14 protein-coding genes are annotated in these 17,599 nt (G+C 57.6%); 3 read left to right on the top strand and 11 right to left on the bottom strand.

All coding sequences use genetic code 11. From position 1 onward, the window contains the following. Positions 1–28: 28 nt before the first annotated feature. Complete coding sequence (locus KQI17_RS09555; protein ID WP_216495932.1) at positions 29–3,256, bottom strand: S-layer homology domain-containing protein; 3,228 nt, start codon at positions 3,254–3,256, stop codon at positions 29–31. A gap of 194 nt (positions 3,257–3,450) precedes the next feature. On the opposite strand from KQI17_RS09555, the gene KQI17_RS09550 reads away from it, so the two are divergent. After that, entirely contained in the window at positions 3,451–5,163 is a 1,713-nt protein-coding gene (locus tag KQI17_RS09550) for a helix-turn-helix transcriptional regulator (protein WP_216495931.1), read from the top strand. A 209-nt stretch (positions 5,164–5,372) separates the two neighbouring features. On the opposite strand, the gene KQI17_RS09545 is transcribed toward KQI17_RS09550, so the two are convergent. The 10 genes from KQI17_RS09545 to KQI17_RS09500 all read right to left on the bottom strand — a co-directional run bounded on the left by KQI17_RS09545 (position 5,373) and on the right by KQI17_RS09500 (position 15,870). Continuing rightward, complete coding sequence (locus tag KQI17_RS09545) at positions 5,373–6,434, bottom strand: S-layer homology domain-containing protein (protein ID WP_216495930.1); 1,062 nt, start codon at positions 6,432–6,434, stop codon at positions 5,373–5,375. Beyond that, positions 6,346–6,852, bottom strand: a complete 507-nt coding sequence (locus KQI17_RS09540; RefSeq protein WP_216495929.1) for a hypothetical protein — start codon at positions 6,850–6,852, stop codon at positions 6,346–6,348. The genes KQI17_RS09545 and KQI17_RS09540 overlap by 89 nt, the downstream gene beginning before the upstream one ends. A 38-nt stretch (positions 6,853–6,890) precedes the next feature. Next, on the bottom strand, positions 6,891–8,006 hold the full coding sequence (locus KQI17_RS09535; protein WP_216495928.1) for an alanine dehydrogenase: 1,116 nt from the start codon (positions 8,004–8,006) through the stop codon (positions 6,891–6,893). 157 nt (positions 8,007–8,163) lie between these two features. Further along, entirely contained in the window at positions 8,164–9,465 is a 1,302-nt protein-coding gene (locus KQI17_RS09530; protein WP_216495927.1) for a tyrosine-type recombinase/integrase, read from the bottom strand. 245 nt (positions 9,466–9,710) lie between these two features. Beyond that, positions 9,711–10,661 (bottom strand): hydroxyacid dehydrogenase, encoded by a 951-nt coding sequence (locus tag KQI17_RS09525; RefSeq protein WP_216495926.1) that lies wholly within the window; start codon positions 10,659–10,661, stop codon positions 9,711–9,713. 23 nt (positions 10,662–10,684) lie between these two features. Further along, positions 10,685–11,491 (bottom strand): HpcH/HpaI aldolase/citrate lyase family protein, encoded by an 807-nt coding sequence (locus tag KQI17_RS09520; RefSeq protein WP_216495925.1) that lies wholly within the window; start codon positions 11,489–11,491, stop codon positions 10,685–10,687. A gap of 16 nt (positions 11,492–11,507) precedes the next feature. Next, positions 11,508–12,785, bottom strand: coding sequence for an amidohydrolase family protein (locus KQI17_RS09515; RefSeq protein ID WP_216495924.1), 1,278 nt, complete (start codon positions 12,783–12,785; stop codon positions 11,508–11,510). Next, entirely contained in the window at positions 12,782–14,281 is a 1,500-nt protein-coding gene (locus KQI17_RS09510; protein WP_216495923.1) for a tripartite tricarboxylate transporter permease, read from the bottom strand. The genes KQI17_RS09515 and KQI17_RS09510 overlap by 4 nt, the downstream gene beginning before the upstream one ends. Before the next feature lie 13 nt (positions 14,282–14,294). After that, a complete protein-coding gene (locus KQI17_RS09505) occupies positions 14,295–14,786 on the bottom strand; it encodes a tripartite tricarboxylate transporter TctB family protein (RefSeq protein WP_216495922.1) in 492 nt (163 codons plus the stop codon). A gap of 31 nt (positions 14,787–14,817) precedes the next feature. Continuing rightward, the gene (locus KQI17_RS09500) at positions 14,818–15,870 is read right to left on the bottom strand and encodes a tripartite tricarboxylate transporter substrate binding protein (protein WP_216495921.1); all 1,053 of its coding nucleotides are present in this window, start codon (positions 15,868–15,870) and stop codon (positions 14,818–14,820) included. A gap of 256 nt (positions 15,871–16,126) precedes the next feature. On the opposite strand from KQI17_RS09500, the gene KQI17_RS09495 reads away from it, so the two are divergent. Next, entirely contained in the window at positions 16,127–17,026 is a 900-nt protein-coding gene (locus KQI17_RS09495) for a LysR family transcriptional regulator (protein ID WP_216495920.1), read from the top strand. A gap of 179 nt (positions 17,027–17,205) precedes the next feature. Next, positions 17,206–17,433, top strand: a complete 228-nt coding sequence (locus KQI17_RS09490; protein ID WP_216495919.1) for a hypothetical protein — start codon at positions 17,206–17,208, stop codon at positions 17,431–17,433. Positions 17,434–17,599 lie beyond the last annotated feature (166 nt).

Here is a 17,599-nt window from a genome sequence, read left to right as displayed (position 1 = left end):
CATAGGAAAGTAGCGGGCTATGAGATCGTTATTTGCTGTACGCGCGCCAGAGGAAGGTGACGATCTGCGCCCTTGTGCAGTCGTCGTCGGGGGCAAATAGACCGCCGCCGACGCCCTCGGTCACGCCGCTGGCGGCCGCCCACGCCACCGCGTCGGCGTAGTAGCTGTCCGCGGGGACGTCGCAGAATGCGGCGCTGCCCTCCGCCTTGGCGTTCAGGACACGGGCGAGGAACGTCACCGCCTGCGCGCGGGTGCAGGCGGCGTTCGGGCTGAATGTGGTATCGCCGGTCCCCTTGGTGATGCCGTTCTCGATGGCCCACGCGACGGCCTTGGCGTAGTAGCTGTCCGCAGAAACATCCGAGAAGCTGCTGACAGCCTTCGGCTCGGGAGAATCGGCGGCACGCCACAGGAAGGTGACGATCTGCGCGCGGGTGCAGGGCTGGTCAGGGGCGAACAGATTGTTGCCAACGCCGGAGGTGATATTCTTTTCGACCGCCCATTTCACCGCTTCATAGTAAAAGCTGTCGTTGGGAACATCGGAGAAGAAATTCAGGACAGCGTTGTCCTCCATGAAAGCTGCCTTGACCTCGACCCCGCCGACCGGCATGGTGAAGGTGTACTTGCCGTCGCCCTTATCCGTAAGCTTGAGTTCGCTGCCGTTTTTATCCATGGCCGTGAGCGTTTCCAGCACATAGCCGCTGTCGGGCTTGACCGTTATCGTAACAGTGTCACCGCGCCCCGCGGAGCGCCGGTCGACCGTTACGCTGCCGTTTTGGGTCTGACCAGGCATGGTCACAGGATAGCTGGACGTGTGGCTGCCGCCGCCAGAGGACGGACGCTCCTGTGCCATAACGGTGACGGCTCCGGTCTTTTCACCGCTGTAGTTGCCGGAGGCGATGAAGGTGTAGGGGATGTTCAGGCTATCGCCCGCCTTCAGAGCGCGGAGCATCTCGGGAATATCCGCTTCCGTCTTTCCGTCAGACAGCGTATAGCGAAGCGTACCCGTCAACTCCTCGCCGCCGATGCCGGTGAATCTGGGCGCGGCGAAGCGATCCTCACCCACATAGATGATCTGATCCTTACTGGTGGCATCATCGAAAGCGGCGCAGGGGGTGATATCAGCCTTTAAATCGTTCAGTTCGGGCTGAGTAAGGGCGTATTTGTGGGCGTCCGCGCCTGTCAGCTTGAGGGCGCCCTTGACGGTAACGCCCTTATCGTTTCCCGCGTCTTTGCTGTCAAATTCCGCTTTCGCATCAGAGAAGTCGAGCGCTACGGTGTCGCCCTCCGCCACGCCGCTGAGCGTGCCACCGGTGAGGGTGGCCGCCGCGGTGCCGTCATAGGTTTTGCCTGCGGCGGTGATGCCTGTGACGGTGACGGGGGCGGCGGGTTCGACGGAGCAGCTTACACCGATATACTTGGTGTCAAAGCGACTGAAGAAGCCATCGGACACCCGCGCCTCCTTGCCGTTATAGGTCACGGCCACCGTGCGCCCAAAGTAATGGCCGGACTGGGGGAGCAGCGTGAAACTCAAATAGTTGTTGTTATAGCTTAAAGATCTGAGAGTCACAGGGGCATCCGCATGGAACGCGCCGGGGTCGCTGATGTCAACGGTTCCGTTCTGATACGCCGGGCCGGTGACGGCGACCCGGGTGATCGGCGTCTGCGTCACATCTCCCACGGTGTACCAGAGGTTGTACACCTTCCGTTTTTCAGTATCCGTCTCGCGCTGCATCATGGCGTAATTGCTGTTGGAGCCGTCTAACTGTTTGAAGAAGACGGTGAAACCGTCACCAAAGCGGTAGCCGTCCGCATTTCTCAGCGTCAGCCAGTACCAATAGACCTTGCCCGCTTCAAAGGTGTCGGTATTTGTCAGCTTCTTGATGCCTTCTGTGCTGCCCACGCAGGGAACCTCGTACCAGGAGTAGTTTCCATTGACACCGACCAGCATCGTCCTGCTCCCGGCAGGCGCATACACGCCGTCCGCATACGTTGCTCCCGGCTGCGGATCGTTCTGATGGATCGTCACACTGTTGATATGGGTGTTGGGATCATCCACACTGTAAGTATAGACCGGATCGTAGACCGCGCAGGTGCGGGTGACGGTGCAGGTCTTTTTATCTGCGGAGATTTCACAGCTTACGCCATCCGTACCGTTGAAGTCGCCGGTGACGTTATCTACAAAGGTTGCGTAGTCCTTGGCCTCCAGCTCGGCGATGACGCGGTAGTTGTTGTATCCCCTGAATACGGTTTCCTCGTCATTCAAGTCGCGGTAGCTTTCGCCGTCCTCGATCTGGAATCGCGCGGACTTCAGCGTGTAGGGAATGCGGCCCTCGTTGAGAAAGCTGTAGAGCGTGAAATTGTCCGCATCCTTGCGGATGGTATTGCCGTCAATGGGCCAGGCGGCGCTCTTTACCTCGACCTTGTCGATGGTCACATTGCCGAAGGGAACAAAAATTTCCACCTCGTCCATGCTCCGGTCCGCGATCTCGGCCGCACTGTCGTTGACTGTAGCGGTAACGGTATTCTCAAAGACATAACCCGGGAGCGTGTTGAGGTGCAGGATCACGCCGTAGACGGCGTCGCCCTCGGTGGGGTCGGAGTCATAGCAATAGTTCCAGCAGCTTTCCCCACTGTTCCATTTCTGAAGGGAGGCATCGTAGATCCGGTACCCATCGCCGTAGACATCTGCCTGCTGGATTTTATCCGACCAACCCTTGATCTGCGCACCATCCCATGTCGTCTGTACACCGGAAACCGAAATTGTGCTGACGCTCTCCGGGGACTCTGTGGGAGAACCCACCTTGAACCACGCGGAGAGATAGACGGCATCGTCCTTATAGCGTTCGACTTCGACCAGTTCGGCGCCGGGGACGGTTCCTGTTACGCTCTCGCCGTAGACATAGCCGTAATCCAACAGCAGCTTGACCTGCATGCGGTACCAGCTGTTGTTTACAAGGCTTGTTCCGTTGGTGTCATAAATGCCGCCGACATGGGATTTGCTGCCCTTGGCGGCCACGCGATTCCAGTAGAAAAGGTTCATGTCAATATCGTCCAGAGAGTAGGGATTGTCGATGAAGTAGGGGGCATTGTCCGCCACTGTCGGGACCTTTAATCCATCCTCCGACGTCGAAGCCGAGACGCTGACGGAAACCTCGTCGACCTCCACCGGCGGTGTGTATGCCGCAAATGCCGCGCTTGGCAGCAGGGTCAGGCACAGGAACAGAACCAGCAGGGCACTCATCACTCGTCTTTTCATAATAATTCCTCACTTTCTATCAATTTGGCATATCCAATATTCACTTTATCTTAAATTATACCAAGCGAAAAAGCAGAATTCATCTGGGCTTTCCACTTTGTCACGGACTCTTCGGGAAACTCTTTTCTTTTTGCAAAACACACTTTATAATAGAGTTATTGAAAACACTGCTGTACGCAAGGAGGAGATCCTGAATGTTCAAAGATCAGCTCAACGAATATATGGTGCAGCTCGGCTGTTCCGGTCGGGAGCTGGCCGAGATCAGCGGTCTGTCTCCCGCCACTGTCAGCCGCTACCGCAGCGGTGAGCGTAAACCGGAAAGCGAGGCAGAGCGGGCGAAGCTCATCAGCGGTATTGTTCAGCTTGCCGCCGCACGGGGTATACCCGCGCTGTCGGAGGAGAACGTGTCAGCCACCCTCCGTCCCTTTTTTTCCGAGGAGAGCGTTGACGCAGAGCATTTGCGTGACAATCTCAACAGCCTGTTCACGACCTTTTCCATCAGCAACTCCGAACTGGCACGCAGCACCAATTATGATGCCTCTTACCTCTCCCGCATCCGCAGCGGACAGCGCCATCTTGCGGATCCCGAGCGCTTTGTTTCCGCGGTCGCCGATTTTGTGATCCGTCGCTTTGATTCCCCGACGGAACGCGCAATCCTTGCCGAGCTGATCAATGCAAAAGAAGCAGAGGAGGACACAGAGACCCTTTATGGCAGCTTGGTTCAATGGCTTGGCGGACACAACGCAAAGCGAAACGACGATGTTGCGGCTTTTCTGAGTCATCTGGACGAGTTTGATCTGAACGAATATACGAAGGCCATTCGATTTGACGATATGAAAGTCCCTACCGTACCTTTTCAGCTCCCACTGAGCAAAACCTATTATGGACTGGAGGAAATGAAAAGCGGGGAGCTGGACTTTCTCAAGGCGACGGCGCTGGGAAAGTCAGACGCACCGGTATTCCTGTGCAGCGATATGCCAATGGACGACATGGCGAAGGATCGGGACTTTACGAAAAAGTATATGTTCGGTCTTGCCGTGCTTCTGAAAAAAGGACTGCACCTGAATGTAGTACACAATCTGGACCGGCCCTTTCATGAGCTGATGCTGGGACTGGAGGGGTGGATCCCGCTGTATATGACAGGGCAGATCACGCCATGCTATCTCAAGGGTGTGCAGAACAATGTCTATTGCCATTTCCTCAATGTTTCCGGCAGTGCGGCCCTCTCCGGCGAGTGTATCGCCGGAGCGCATGAGCGGGGACGTTATGAGCTGACCAAGGGTGGGGAGGCTCTGCGCTATTACCAAGAACGCGCCGATGCGATCCGGAAAAAGGCGCTCCCGCTGATGGACATTTACCGGGAGAAGCAGGCCGCCGCGTTTCATGCGTTTCAGTTGGCCGATGCACAGAAACCCGGACCGCGCCGCCGGGTTCTATCCGCCCCACCGCTGGGGACGCTTCGGGAGGAAACGCTCCGTGCCATCCTCTCCTCCCATGGCATGCCCGCCGCAGAACAGCAGCACCTCCTAGAGCATGCTTCGGCACAGCGTACACATATGGAGCAGATCCTTGCACACAGTTCGATCACGGATTCTTTCCCCACGCTGACGCGGGAAGAGTTCGCGCGTTGCACGCCGGCTCTTCCGCTCTCGACGCTGTTCTTTCCGAAGGATATCCGCTATACTTATGAAGAATATTGCTTCCATATGGAGCAGACAAATGAGTATGCCCGCGCCCACCCCGGCTACTCTCTTCGCCCCTGTGACACAGATTTTCACAATATCTCGATCTCCGTCCACGAGGGTCGATGGGCGATGATCTCAAAAAGTAATGCGCCCGCCATCCACTTTATCATTCGCTATTCCAAGCTGCGCAGCGCAATCGAGACCTTTGCCGGGGAAACATGATGCCGCTGCCCTGATCTTATTCTGCCCGTGTCACAGCCGCATGAATGGCACAACCGCCGCATGAGGATCGTACTCACGAGGCGGTTGCCTACGGCAGCGCATTTGTCCTGCTTTTTCAATAGGAATATGCCCATTTTCAAACATTGAGGTGCAGGCTGACCCTGCACCTCAATGTGGTTTCTAAAGGAGATAGAAAATCCTTTTCCCCATCACTTGCCGGTGTAAGCTCTCCACAGGAATGTGACGATCTGGCCGCGGGTGCAGTTGTTGCCGGGGGCAAACAGTCCGTTGCCGATGCCGGTCGTCACGCCGTTGGCCGCCGCCCAGGCGACTGCGTCCGCAAAATAGCTGTCGGTCGGGATGTCATCGAACTCCGCCGCACCGGACGCCTTGGCGTTCAGCGCACGGGCGAGGAACGTGACGGCCTGCGCGCGGGTGCAGGTAGCATAGGGAGAGAGCTTGCCCTCGCCGGTACCGGTCGTGATGCCGTTCTCGATGGCCCATGCGACCGCCTTTTCATAGTAGCTGCCGCTGACCACATCGGTCATGCCAGCAGTGTCGCCCTTCGGCTCGGGAGAGCCGGCAGCGCGCCACAGGAAGGTGACGATCTGCGCGCGGGTGCAGGGCTGGTTCGGTCCAAACAGGTTATTGCCAATGCCGCCGGTAATACCCTTTTCCTGCGCCCACTTGACCACCTCGTAATAATAGGCTTTGGTCAGCACATCGTCAAAGGGACCGACCTTGATCTCCTCGACAAAGGCCGCCTTGACCTCGACCTTGCCGGAGGGCATGGTAAAGGTCGTTTCGGCAGCGGCGGCATCGTCAAAGGTGTTGCCGTCATCAGAAGTCCAACCGCTGAGGGTGTAGCCGCTGCAAGTCCCCGCACGGACGGTGACCATGCTGTTTTCCGCATACTTCCCCGCGCCGGGGCTCTGCGCGTAGCTGCCGCTCACGGTGACGGAATACTTCGTCTGTTTCGTGATCAGCGCAAGTTGCGGATCGGATCGGTTGCCCGCGCTGTCCTGCACATAGAGGGAGAGGACTCCGCTATTTTCACTCTCCTCCAGCTTGCCGGAAACAGCAAAGAATCCGTTACTGTTGGCGTAAAACGCTTCGCTTCCGCCGTAGACAATCCTGCTGCCCGCATCCGCTGTACCGGTGACGGTGTATTCGCCGGTGGCCTTATCGACAAAGAAGATCGGGTCGGAGAGCGTGAGCACAGGCGGTGTTTCGCCACGGCTGACCAGCAGGAAGACGCTGGTCGTAGGCAAGCATTTCTCGGGAGACCTTGGCCTTATCGGTGATCGGACGCATAATGCTGCCAACGTACAGAGAAGAGAAATAGTCTGAGAAGAAAATGAAAATGCCAAGGAGAGAAGAAAGAATGGTAGCACCCTTACGCTTGAGATTGTGTTTGGAGAGCATATTGGCGAACGCCTCCAGTGCGCCAGCCTTCTGGAAATATGCTACGACAATGCCGACGAAAACCTCAATGGCAAGGATCCAAATGAAGTCTGCATTACCAAGGGCTGACTGCAGGATGCCGGTGAAACCGGTGACAATATTTTGACCGGAGACAATGATGCCGGTCAAAACACCAATTAGAATAGAGAGCAGCGCATCTTTTGTGACGAAGGCTAAGACCAAAGCTACGCAAACGGGTAACAGAGATAGAATTCCATATTCCATAGTGACTCTCCTTTATTATGAGATGTTTGTGTAGACGCTCAAAACATTGCGAGGACTTTTTCCTTGTCGGTGAGCTCCATTCCAAAGGCGTCCGCAGTGTCCTTGAAGGTAAGGTAGCCTTTGACAAAATCAAGGCCGTACTTCAGATCTTCATTGTCTTGTGCTGCGGCTTTCCAGCCTTTGTTTGCAATTTGGAGAATATATTTAATAGTAGCGTTAGAGAGAGCGGCCGATGCAGTATTTGCGTCAGAGCTCGGCAGATTGGCAATGCCAATGTGGCGAATACCTTTCTCAACAAAAATGGGATCCTGATGCGTGGTATACTGGCTGGATTCAATTGCTCCGCCCGGCTCCGCATCAATATCAACGATCAGTGAGTTGGGCTGCATGAGCTCCAGCATATCCCTTGAGAGGATCGTGAGTCCGGGGAACCACTTGACACAGTTGAAAACAATGTCTGCATCCTTGATCTCGTGGGATACATTTGCGCGGTTGGAGAAACAGGTCTTTACGGTTGGCAGCTTGTTGGCCAGAATATCCTCCAGCTTATGGATGTCCGTATCCATCAGGACGACCTCTGCGCCCAGCCCGAGCGCAAGCCGAGCACAGGAAACGCCAACATTTCCGGCACCAAAGATTACGATCTTCATTGGCTTTACGCCCGGTGTGCCGCACACCAGCTTTCCTAAACCACCGGTTGTTGTGGAGGAATAGAAAACGCCTGTGATCAGACCGACCTCGCCGGCAATGCGGCTCATCGGCTCGAGCAAAACAAATCTTCCGTTTTGATCCTTGACGTCCTCATAGGCGAACGCTACACACTTGGAGTTGAGCAGCTCCTCCGTCTGAGGCCGACGGTTTGCGGAATGAATGTAAGTAAACAGGATGTGTTTGTCATTCAGCAAACCAAACTCACTCGGAAGAATTTCTTTCACTTTGATGATCAGTTCACAGGTTTTGAATACTTCTTCCTCCGAAGAGAGGATCCGGGTCCCTTTCTCAAGGTACATTTCATCGGAAAACCCTGCAGCCTTGCCGGCATCATGCTCAACGTAGACATCATGCCCGGCATCTACAAGCCTGCCGACGTTGGAAGGGATGATTGCAACACGGTATTCGTTTTCTTTCCGCTCTTTGGGCAAACCAATTTTCATAGGGAGAAGCTGCGGGCGACCGCGCCTGTAAAGCAGCTGTCAGTCGGGAGACCGGCAGACTTCGCTGCACCGAAAGAGCTTCTATGCGGCAAAAGAAAGTCGATGTACCCAAATGAAAAAATTTCGGGCCGCCCGAAGACGGCCCGATAGTCGATGCTCAAGGGTGGATAAGCGTATAGCTCAGGGGGTGACCGGGGCGGGACATATCCGCCTCCTTTGCAATCTCGCCGCGCGCGAGCATCGGCTCCAGCGCACGCTGGATCATGCGCGGCGCCATGCCGAGCCGCTCCGACAGCTCGCGGGCGCTGCAGGGGCCGTGTTCTGCGAGGGCGGCCCGTATCCGCGACGCCCTCTGCGCCGCGGTCGTTTCCGCGCCGACGGGACGGTAGACGGGATGGTCGCGCGTCAGCTGCCCCTCGGCGGTGAGCTGCGTGAGCAGCCCCCGCGCGGCGCTCTCGGAAAGGCCGAGCAGCTCCATGGCGGCTTTGAGCGAAATGCCGCCGTGCCGTGCGGCATACGCAAGGAGTCTGCGCCTGCGGCTCTCGCGCGCCCCGTCCGAACGGAGCCGCGCCGGAAGAGCGGGGTCCAGCCCGTTCTTCGCCAACAGCTCCTTCGTCAGGTTGGAAAGCCGCGCGCGGGGGATCGGCTTGCGTGCATGGGGGGAAAGGAGCACATGCGTCTCGCCGACCGGCCCGCGCGTTTCGAGAACCTCGCACAGCAAGGAGACCAGCTCTGCCGAAAGAGGCTCGTCACGGTCGGCGAGGTGAAGCAAATGGTGTTCAAGATCGACCTGCTCCCATGTCAGCGAGGAGATCTCCGTATATTGTAAGCCGGTATCGCAGTACAGCCAAAGGGCAAGTCCGGCAGGGGAGAGGCGGTTTTCCTTCAGAACGGCTTGCAGCCGTTCCCGTTCGTTTTTTTCGCCGTGCGGCAGGGCAGGGGAGGACGCCTTTTTCGTCTTGGCGCTGCTGCGCGCGTTTTTGTAGCGCGGCCGGCCGCGGTAGGTGGCGATGGAGAGTCCCGAGGTACGCAGCGCCTCCTGCCAGCCCTGCTGTGCGGACTGGCGGAGAATATAATTGTAATGCAGGTCTGCGAGCCGCACGCTTGTCAGCCCCGCGCGGTCGAGTGCGCTGCGCGCCAGCCGCGAGATCGACTCCGGCAGCATATGCGTCCGCTTATGCTCGCTAACGATGACATAGGGACTGTATTGCCCGCAAAGGGTCTGCCATTGCCGCAGACAGCGCGCAAGGTCCTCGTCCATCGGCACATCGCGGCCGGGGAGACGGAGCAGCGCGCGCTCGAAGTCCACCTGCTCCCATTGCAGGGCGTGGATCTCGTCGCGCATCAATCCGGCGCGCCACGCAAGGCGCAGGATCGCGCCCGCGCCGCTGCACGGCTCCGCGGCAAGCAGCTTTTCCAGCTCGGTGATCGTGCTTTCGTCCAGCTTGGACCATTCCATGCCCTTATCCTCCTGCACCTGTAAAGGATTTTTCCCTTGCAAAGGGCGGTTATCTGTCAAGGAAAATGCCTTGCGGCAATGACAGCCGTTCAAAAGCCGCCTTTCCCATAGTATACGCTATTTTGGGAGGAAAAGCAACGATGGAAGCACAACGCATTGCCGAAGGAAGCAGAACAGGAAGCGGCGGCACATCGGTCGATGTGCCACCGCTTCCCGTAGGAGAAAGATAAGTATTCAATATGGAATCAGAGCACGGGGCTCGTGATCGGCTTGCCGGTGAGCACCTCGTCGCAGCCCTTTGCCGCGCCGAGGGAGGAGCGGCTTTTGGATTCCTTGGTGCTGCCGCCGCAGTGCGGCGTCATAATGACGTTTTCCATGCGGAAGAGGGGACTTGCCGCGTCAGCCGGCTCCGGCTCCGTGGCGTCGAGACCCGCGCCGGCGATCTCTCCGGCGCGCAGCGCCTCGATCAGCGCCGCCTCATCGACCAGACTGCCGCGGGCGGTGTTGATCAGGCAGGCGGTCTTTTTCATGCGCGCGAATTCACGCGCGCCGATGCCGTGCTTGTTTTCCGCCGTGGCCGCCATGTGCAGGGTGATAAAATCGGCGTTGTCAAAGATCTCGTCGCGGTCAGACACCAAAGCGACATAGTCGGGTACGCTTTCAGGCTTGCAGAAGGGATCAAATGCCAGAATCTTCATACCAAAGCCGTCGTGCGCCATCGCAGCGACGCGGCGCCCGATTTGACCGAAGCCGAAAACGCCGAGCGTCTTTCCCGAGATCTCCACACCGGCGGCGAGCTTGCGCGCCTCCTTGAACTGACCTGCGCGGTAACGGTCCTGCAGGACGTTGAGCGTCTTGGCGCAGGCGAGCACCAGCAGCATCGCGTGCTCGGCGACCGCCACGCTGTTGCTGCCGCGGGTATTGACCACGCGGACGCCGTGACGACGGCAGCTCTCCAGGTCGACTGTATCGACGCCGGAGCCGTGGCGTGCGATGACCTTGAGCCGCGGGCACGCGGAGATCACTGCGTCGCTCATCACGGCGAGGCGGGGGATCACGCCGTCGCAGTCCTGTAAATCTTCAATGAGTGTTTTTTCGTCGGTGCCGCGGCCGTATTTGACCTCATAGCCGTTGGCACGCAGCCAGTCCGGTCCGTCCTCGGACATGGCCTCTGTAACTAAAATGCGATAGGACAAGGGATGACCTCCTAAATCTTCGTTCACTTCTCAGCGAAGTGGGTTTGCTTGAATGCGTCAAAGCTCTTGCGCTTGCCGACCACCGCCTGCTTGATGCAGGCCATGTCGGAGCCCACCGTGAACATACGGCAGCCGAGCGCGCAAAGCTCATCAAAATCCTCCTGCGAGGTCAGGCCGCCAAGGCCCGCGTCGCCGAGAATGACCTTGGAATCGCGGATGCGGCGGCAGACCTCCTTGACCGTCTCCTTCACCTCGGGCGTGACGACGCCGCCATAGCCCATATCCAGAGACAGGTCCTTCGCGCCGATGCGCAGCACGTCAATGCCGGTGGAGAGAATCTCGTCCAGATTGCGGATGCCCTCCCGGCTTTCGATCATGCCGATGACCATTACATTCTCGTTGACGTAGTCGAGAAACTGCTCGGTCGGCAGGAAGCCGAACTTGGAGGCTCGGGCGGAGTCGCCGAAGCCGCGGTTTCCGACCGGCGGGTACTTCACCTCGCGGATCGCGTGGAGCGCCTGTTCCTTCGTGTCGATGTGGGGGAAGATGACGCCCATCACGCCGGCCTCAATGACCTGCAGGATCAGTCCGTCCTCATGGCTCGGGATACGGACGATCGGTACCGCGCCTGCGACCTGAATGGCGCGGATCTGGTTTTCGACGGTTTCGATGTTATGTACGAAGTGCTCGCCCTCGATGAACACATAGTCCAGCCCGCAGTAGCCTAGCATTTCCGCGATGAGCGGGGAACGGCTGCGTACCTGACAGCCGAGCACCGGCTCGCCGCGCTTCATTTTTTCCAGCATGGAATTTTTTTCGATCAGGCTCATAAAACGCTTCCTTTCCTTACACGCCCTGCACGACGTAGGCAATGTTTTCCTTGCTGCGCAGGATCGAGATGTCCTCCAGCGGGTTCTTGTTCAGGACGAGAATGTCCGCGGATTTGCCCGCCTCGAGCGAGCCGGTCTTGTCCTGAAGGTCCAGCGTTTTCGCGGCGACGCTGTTCGCGCCCTGCAGGATCGCATAGTTCGGCAGGCCCGCCTTGGCGAGGGAGACGTATTCCTCCGGGCAGCGGCCGGTGCCGTGCATTCCGTTTTCGTCCGTACCGCAGGCGATGGGCACGCCGGCCTCCCAGGCCGCCTTTACAAATTCGCCGTGCTTTTCCACATTGTGGTAGAAGCGGTCGGCGGCCGCCTGATTGCCGTTCTTTTCCTCGTACTCGCCGAACCATTTGATGATGGAGAGCGTCGGGACCAGCGTGACCTTCTTTTCCAGCATCTTTTCCAGCAGCTCGGGGTTCTTCTCAAAGTTGAACAGGCAGTGCTCAATGGTGTCGATGCCGCCGTCGAGCGCGTTGCGCAGGCCGACGTCGCCGACGACGTGCGCCGCGATCTTTTTGCCCTGCTCGTGCGCTTCGTCGCTCATGGCGCGGATCTCCTTGAGATTGAAGCAGGCGCGGAACTTCATGTTGTCATAGGGCTGGCCCATGTTTCCGGTCGCGGTGACGATCTTCACCAGGTCGGCCCCCTCGCGCAGCAGGCGGCGGACCGCATACACGCATTGGTCCGGGCCGTCCACGAGGACGCTGCGCATGGAGGTCTCCTTCACGAAATCATAGGGCAGGATCGGCCAGTCGCCGTGTCCGCCGGTCGGGGAGAGAAACTCGATGGACGTCAGGATACGCGGACCGCGGCACAAGCCCTTGCCGATACCCTCGCGGATCCCGATGCCGCGGCCCTTGGCGCCCAGCTCGCGTACGGTCGTATAGCCGTGCGCGAGCAACTCCTCGGCGTGACCCAGCGCGCGGATCAGGCGGACGTCGTTGTTTTCAAAATAGCGGCGGTAGGGCTCCTGCGTGTGCATGCCGGACATATGAAGGTGCGCCTCGATCAGGCCGGGCATCACGAACTTGTCGGAGCAGTCCCACACGGGGAGACCCTTGCCGTCAAAGCTGCCGCGCGGCGCGACCTGCACGATCTTTCCGCCGTCGAGCAGCAGATCGAGGTCGTGGGAGGCTTCCCGCCCGATCCCGTCGTACACGGTTCCGGTACGCAGGATCAGCGCTCCCTGATCCTTGGCGGTCACGATCCTGCTTCCGCGGATCGTATCATAGGTGATATTCATTTGCTTTCGACTCCTTTCTTTGCCGTGCGGCGGCTGATGAGCTTGGGCATCAGCAGCGTCGCGGCGCACATAAGCCACAGGACGATACAGATGGGGCGGGTGAAAAAGATGGAGTAGTCATTGTTGGAGATGGCCAGCGCGCGGAAGAAGTTCGGCTCGATGATGGGGCCGAGGATCACGCCGAGCAGGAAGGCCGGAAGAGAGTAATTGTACTTCTTCAGGAAGATGGCCAGAATGGAGAAGACCATCATAATGAACAGGTCATTGACCTTGTTTCGACAGATGTAGGCGCCCAGCAGGCAGAAGATGGCGATGATCGGGCCGAGAATATAGGTCGGCAGAGACACGATCTTGACCATGTATTTTGCCATGAAGATGCCGACAACGCTCGCAAGAACGCCGACGAGAATGACGGTGATAAAAATCGCGTTGGATTCCGGCAGGTAATTGCTGAAGAACGACGGGCCGGGCTGCATACCGTGCATGAGGAAGGCGCTGATGAAGAGGACGGTCGTGCCGCTGCCGGGAATGCCGAGCGTCAGAGCCGGGACGATGGAGCCGGGGACGCTGGCGTTGTTCGCGGTGTCGGTCGCGACAAGGCCCTCATAGTGGCCGGTGCCGAACTTATCGGGCTCCTTGGACACGGAGCGCGCCATGCCATAGCTCGTGAAGGAGGCGATGGTGGCACCCGTTCCGGGGATCACGCCGATGATGAAGCCGATGACCGCCGAGATCAGCATGGCCTTCTTATAGCGGAACGCCGCGCGGAAGCCCTCAAACTGGCTCTTCACGTCGGGGGCGTCCGTCGTTGTGCCGGCGCCGATGGATTTCTTGAAGATCAGGGAGTACAGCTCGCTGACGCCGAACAGACCAAGCAGCAGTGGGATCTGCGGCACGCCGCCGTAAAGCTCTGCCACGCCGAAGGTGCAGCGCGTGACGCCGAGGAAGTAGTCCAGACCGACCGTGCCGACCAGAAGGCCGAGGATCGCGGCCAGCAGGCCGCGGGAGACGGAGCTGCCGGTCAGAGAGGCGACGGCGGTCATACCGAACAGGGCCAGCATGAACATTTCGGGCGGGCCGAAGCTGAGCGCGTAATGACCGAGGACCGGCGCGAAGATCAGACCCATCAGACCGCCGAGGACCGTACCCATCAGCGACGAGCCGAACGAACAGCCGAGCGCCTGACCGGCAAGGCCGCGTTTGGTCAGCTGATAGCCCTCAAGCGTGGAAGCCGCGGTGGAGGGCGTGCCGGGGATATTGATGAGAATCGCGGGAATGGAGCCCGCCGTCTGGCAGGCAATGAATACCGCCGTCATCAGAATGACCGCAGGAAACGGGTCCAGAAAGACGACAAAGGACAAAAAGAGGGTGAGAATGTTGGTGTCGTTCAGGCCGGGAATGGCGCCCGCCAGCAATCCGACGACACCGCCGATCAAAATAAAGAGAAGCACCTGAGGGTCGGCAAGCTCCTGAAGGCCAAGCAGTAAGTTTTCCATTTCACGCGCCTCCTCAGAGTGATTTCAGCAACTTGAACAGCTTGCCCTTCGGCAGGCGAAGCCCAAGCGACAGGTCAAAGATCAGATAGAATGCCAATGTGATGCAGACGGCGGTGATCAGTGCCGTTTTCCACTTTCCCTTGCTCAGGTAATAGACAAGGAAGAAGCTCAGCAGGAAGTTGCACAGGTGCAGGCCAAGCGTTTTGAGCAGCAGCGCGTAGCACAGCAGGGAAGCGATGATGACAAAGATGGGGGAATTCGCCTTGAACCAGTCGCCGAGGGTTTTCTTTTCCGCGGCCGTCTGGTCCGCCTTCGCTTCCGCGGAGGCGTTCCGGACCAGTTCGACCGCAATAAAAAGAACACACAGAAGTGCACCTGCCATCAGAATATATGGCCAAAGAACGGCCTTGAGGCCATAGCCTTTCACAGAGAAGAAGTAGTAGGCAATGCAGAGCACGATGACGGTTAAAAAGCTGACCTCACCCCATGGCAGTTTCTTTTTCATGGGATTCTCCTTTCACAAGGTAAGCGATTGCTCAGCCGTTTGCCGGATCGAGCAGATAGGCGTAGTCCTCGAGCGTCTTCATAAAGCCGGTGGCGTTGGCGGCCGTTTCATCGGGACCGAAGTAATCGATGAAGCGATCCTGGTTGGCGTTCTTCAGGTTCGTCGCAGCGTCGTCGGACTGGATCGCCTGCGCATAGGTATCGACCAGCATCTGGTAGACCTCGGGGTTTCTCTCGGCCATAGCCTTCGTGGTCCAGATGGAGCAGTGGCAGGTCAGGTCGGGCATTTCGAAGTCGGTGGCAAAATCGGAAACGACCTGCGCGTCGGGCCAGATGTCCGTGACGGGGTTGTTTTCGCCGAAGATGCCGATGATCTTCACCTGATCGGCCAGGCCGACCGCAGTGGAGATGCCGCCGACGGAGACGTCGACGTGACCACCGATGAGGTCGTTGCGGGCGCCGGAGCCGCCGCTGTAGGTGACGACATTGGCATTGATGCCGGAGGCCTCAACGAAGATCTGCGCGGTGATGTTGGCGGGCGTAAGAGCCTGCGGCGTGGAGATGGCGATGGGGCTGGACGCGGTGCGCGCATAGTCGATCAGATCCTGCGCGGAGTTGAAGCGGTCATCGTCGATGCGGACCATCAGGCAGTTCGCGTCGGTGTAGACGTTGCCGATCCAGGCGATGTCATCCACGGTGTAGGGAGAATCCTGGAACGCAAACATACCGAGCATCGCCTCGGGCAGGCCGCAGATCACGCCGAACTCGTCTTCATCAAGACCGCCGAGATCGTTGAGCGCCATGAGGTAGGTGTTGCCGGTATCCTCGTAGATATACTCGAAGGTGGTGCCGAGCGCATCCTCCCACTGATTGGTGAAGGCACGGGAGACAATATCGAGACCACCGCCGGCAGACGCGGCAACATAGTAGTTGAGCAGGTCGGCCGGGTAGACAATAGCTTCGCCGGCCGCATCCCCGTCAGAGGGCTGGGGGGCGGGAGTGGTATCCTTGCCGCCGCAGCCGGCAAGGGCAAGCAGCATGACGGCGCTGAGAAGCAGAGCAAGGAATCGAGACGTGCGTTTCATAACAATTCTTCCTTTCGATTTGTTTGATTACATCAAGCGGTGGACTTAATGTAATGCTATTTTACGATGAAAAATAGGCCTTGTAAAATACAAACACTTTAGATATTATATAACCAAAAGTTATTGTTGCCATTCCGGGTTTGATGCATTCCGCCAAACTTGATGCTATTTTTTTGTGTATTTGATATAATAATAGAAGCGGTTTTGATAAAATTTTCACAATTATACTGTTTTTTTGAAAGACGGAGGAGAATTTATGCAGAAATTAGGGGACTATGAGTTTCTCATCACGCTCTATCACAGCAAAAACCTCACGCAGGCCGCACAGGCTCTTTTTGTGTCGCAGCCTGCATTGACCAAGCGGCTTCAGCAGATCGAGCACGAACTGGACACTGTGATCGTTTACCGGAATGTAAAGGGGGTTCAGTTCACGCCGGAGGGGGAGTATATTGTCCAGTATGCCATGCGCAGCCTGGAGGAATACAAGGAGCTGCGGCGGGCGCTGCTCGGCCTTCATGAGCGGAAGGAAACGACGATCACCATTGCCTCGGCCGGTTCGCTGTCGCACGAGATCCTGCCCGAGCTTTTTCAGAGGTTCGGAGAGCTGCATCCCGATATTCATCTGATCCTGCACGCGATCGGCAGCGGGGAAGCCGCGCAGCGCGTGCATAACGGGCAGGCCGATCTTGCGTTTGTCTGCGGCGACCAGCCGTGGGTTTTTGAGCAGGATTTTATCCGGCAGGAGTATATGACCATGATCTATTCCAAGCCGGTGGAGCTGGCGGATCTTCCGTTTCTTCCGCGCATTGACTCCCGCATGAGCGCAAACACGAAAAATATGATCACAAACTGGTGGCAGAATAATTTTGATATTCCACCCCGCATCGGCATGAATGTGCCGAGCATTCAGACCTGCGTGGAGATGGTCACGCATGGCCTGGGCTATAGCATTCTGATGGATCACCGGGTTTATCAGAATGAGTCCGGTCTTTACCGCTGCATTCTGAAGGATAACCGCGGTGAGCCGATCGCGCGAAACGATTATCTGATCTATCTGGCGGAGACGGCGCAGCGGCCGCCGGTGAGAACCTTTATTGAATTCTGCCGGACGTATTTTGGGCCGAAGTTCGATAAGGAAAGAAAAAACCATCATTAGCAGATGTTTGATATGCTCTCTCTGTGGAGAGCCTGTCGATAAGGACACATACCGTGGTGAAGTGCAGATAGGTATACGCCGTGATCTCGTTTGCGTCCGATCCGAGCAATAAGATTTTATCCGCTTTTATGTTTTATTGGTATTAGCGCCAGGCGGAATTAACCATTCCGAGCTATGATGTGAGCATCGGTGAGGACACGAACATTCTGAGCTTCGATGACACGCTGACCGTCAGAGGATACGCCATCCCCGCGATGCAGTGGGCCTGCGGCTCCGGCCTCGTGACCAGCATCGCGCAGAACAGCGGAATGCTCTTGGCCCCCAAGGACACGACCACCCGTGTGCAGGCGGCGACGCTGATGATGCGCACGCTGCTTCGGGAGATGCTGCAAATTGCAAGCGGGTAGTTACCAACTCTGTTTTCAAAAACTGCACGGCATCTCTAAATGGCATTACCCAGATTGACAGCAACAGCTAATCGAACTCAGACCACCCGTAATACGCCCTTGCTCCACAATGGCCGATCGCTTTTTTGTTGATAAGTTTTCTGAATTTGCAATAAATTTTTCAATG

This window comes from Oscillibacter sp. MSJ-31 (genome assembly GCF_018918025.1).
Taxonomy (GTDB): domain Bacteria; phylum Bacillota; class Clostridia; order Oscillospirales; family Oscillospiraceae; genus Hominicoprocola.
This window is presented reverse-complemented; position numbering and strand designations above follow the sequence as displayed.

What these genes read in the sequence shown, in the direction of transcription:
- KQI17_RS09510 (WP_216495923.1), bottom strand. Translation starts at nt 14,281, where the DNA reads ATGGAAAACTTACTGCTTGGCCTTCAGGAGCTTGCCGACCCTCAGGTG.
- KQI17_RS09535 (WP_216495928.1), bottom strand. Translation starts at nt 8,006, where the DNA reads ATGAAAATTGGTTTGCCCAAAGAGCGGAAAGAAAACGAATACCGTGTT.
- KQI17_RS09505 (WP_216495922.1), bottom strand. Translation starts at nt 14,786, where the DNA reads ATGAAAAAGAAACTGCCATGGGGTGAGGTCAGCTTTTTAACCGTCATC.
- KQI17_RS09530 (WP_216495927.1), bottom strand. Translation starts at nt 9,465, where the DNA reads ATGGAATGGTCCAAGCTGGACGAAAGCACGATCACCGAGCTGGAAAAG.
- KQI17_RS09515 (WP_216495924.1), bottom strand. Translation starts at nt 12,785, where the DNA reads ATGAATATCACCTATGATACGATCCGCGGAAGCAGGATCGTGACCGCC.
- KQI17_RS09550 (WP_216495931.1), top strand. Translation starts at nt 3,451, where the DNA reads ATGTTCAAAGATCAGCTCAACGAATATATGGTGCAGCTCGGCTGTTCC.
- KQI17_RS09520 (WP_216495925.1), bottom strand. Translation starts at nt 11,491, where the DNA reads ATGAGCCTGATCGAAAAAAATTCCATGCTGGAAAAAATGAAGCGCGGC.
- KQI17_RS09500 (WP_216495921.1), bottom strand. Translation starts at nt 15,870, where the DNA reads ATGAAACGCACGTCTCGATTCCTTGCTCTGCTTCTCAGCGCCGTCATG.
- KQI17_RS09555 (WP_216495932.1), bottom strand. Translation starts at nt 3,256, where the DNA reads ATGAAAAGACGAGTGATGAGTGCCCTGCTGGTTCTGTTCCTGTGCCTG.
- KQI17_RS09495 (WP_216495920.1), top strand. Translation starts at nt 16,127, where the DNA reads ATGCAGAAATTAGGGGACTATGAGTTTCTCATCACGCTCTATCACAGC.
- KQI17_RS09540 (WP_216495929.1), bottom strand. Translation starts at nt 6,852, where the DNA reads ATGGAATATGGAATTCTATCTCTGTTACCCGTTTGCGTAGCTTTGGTC.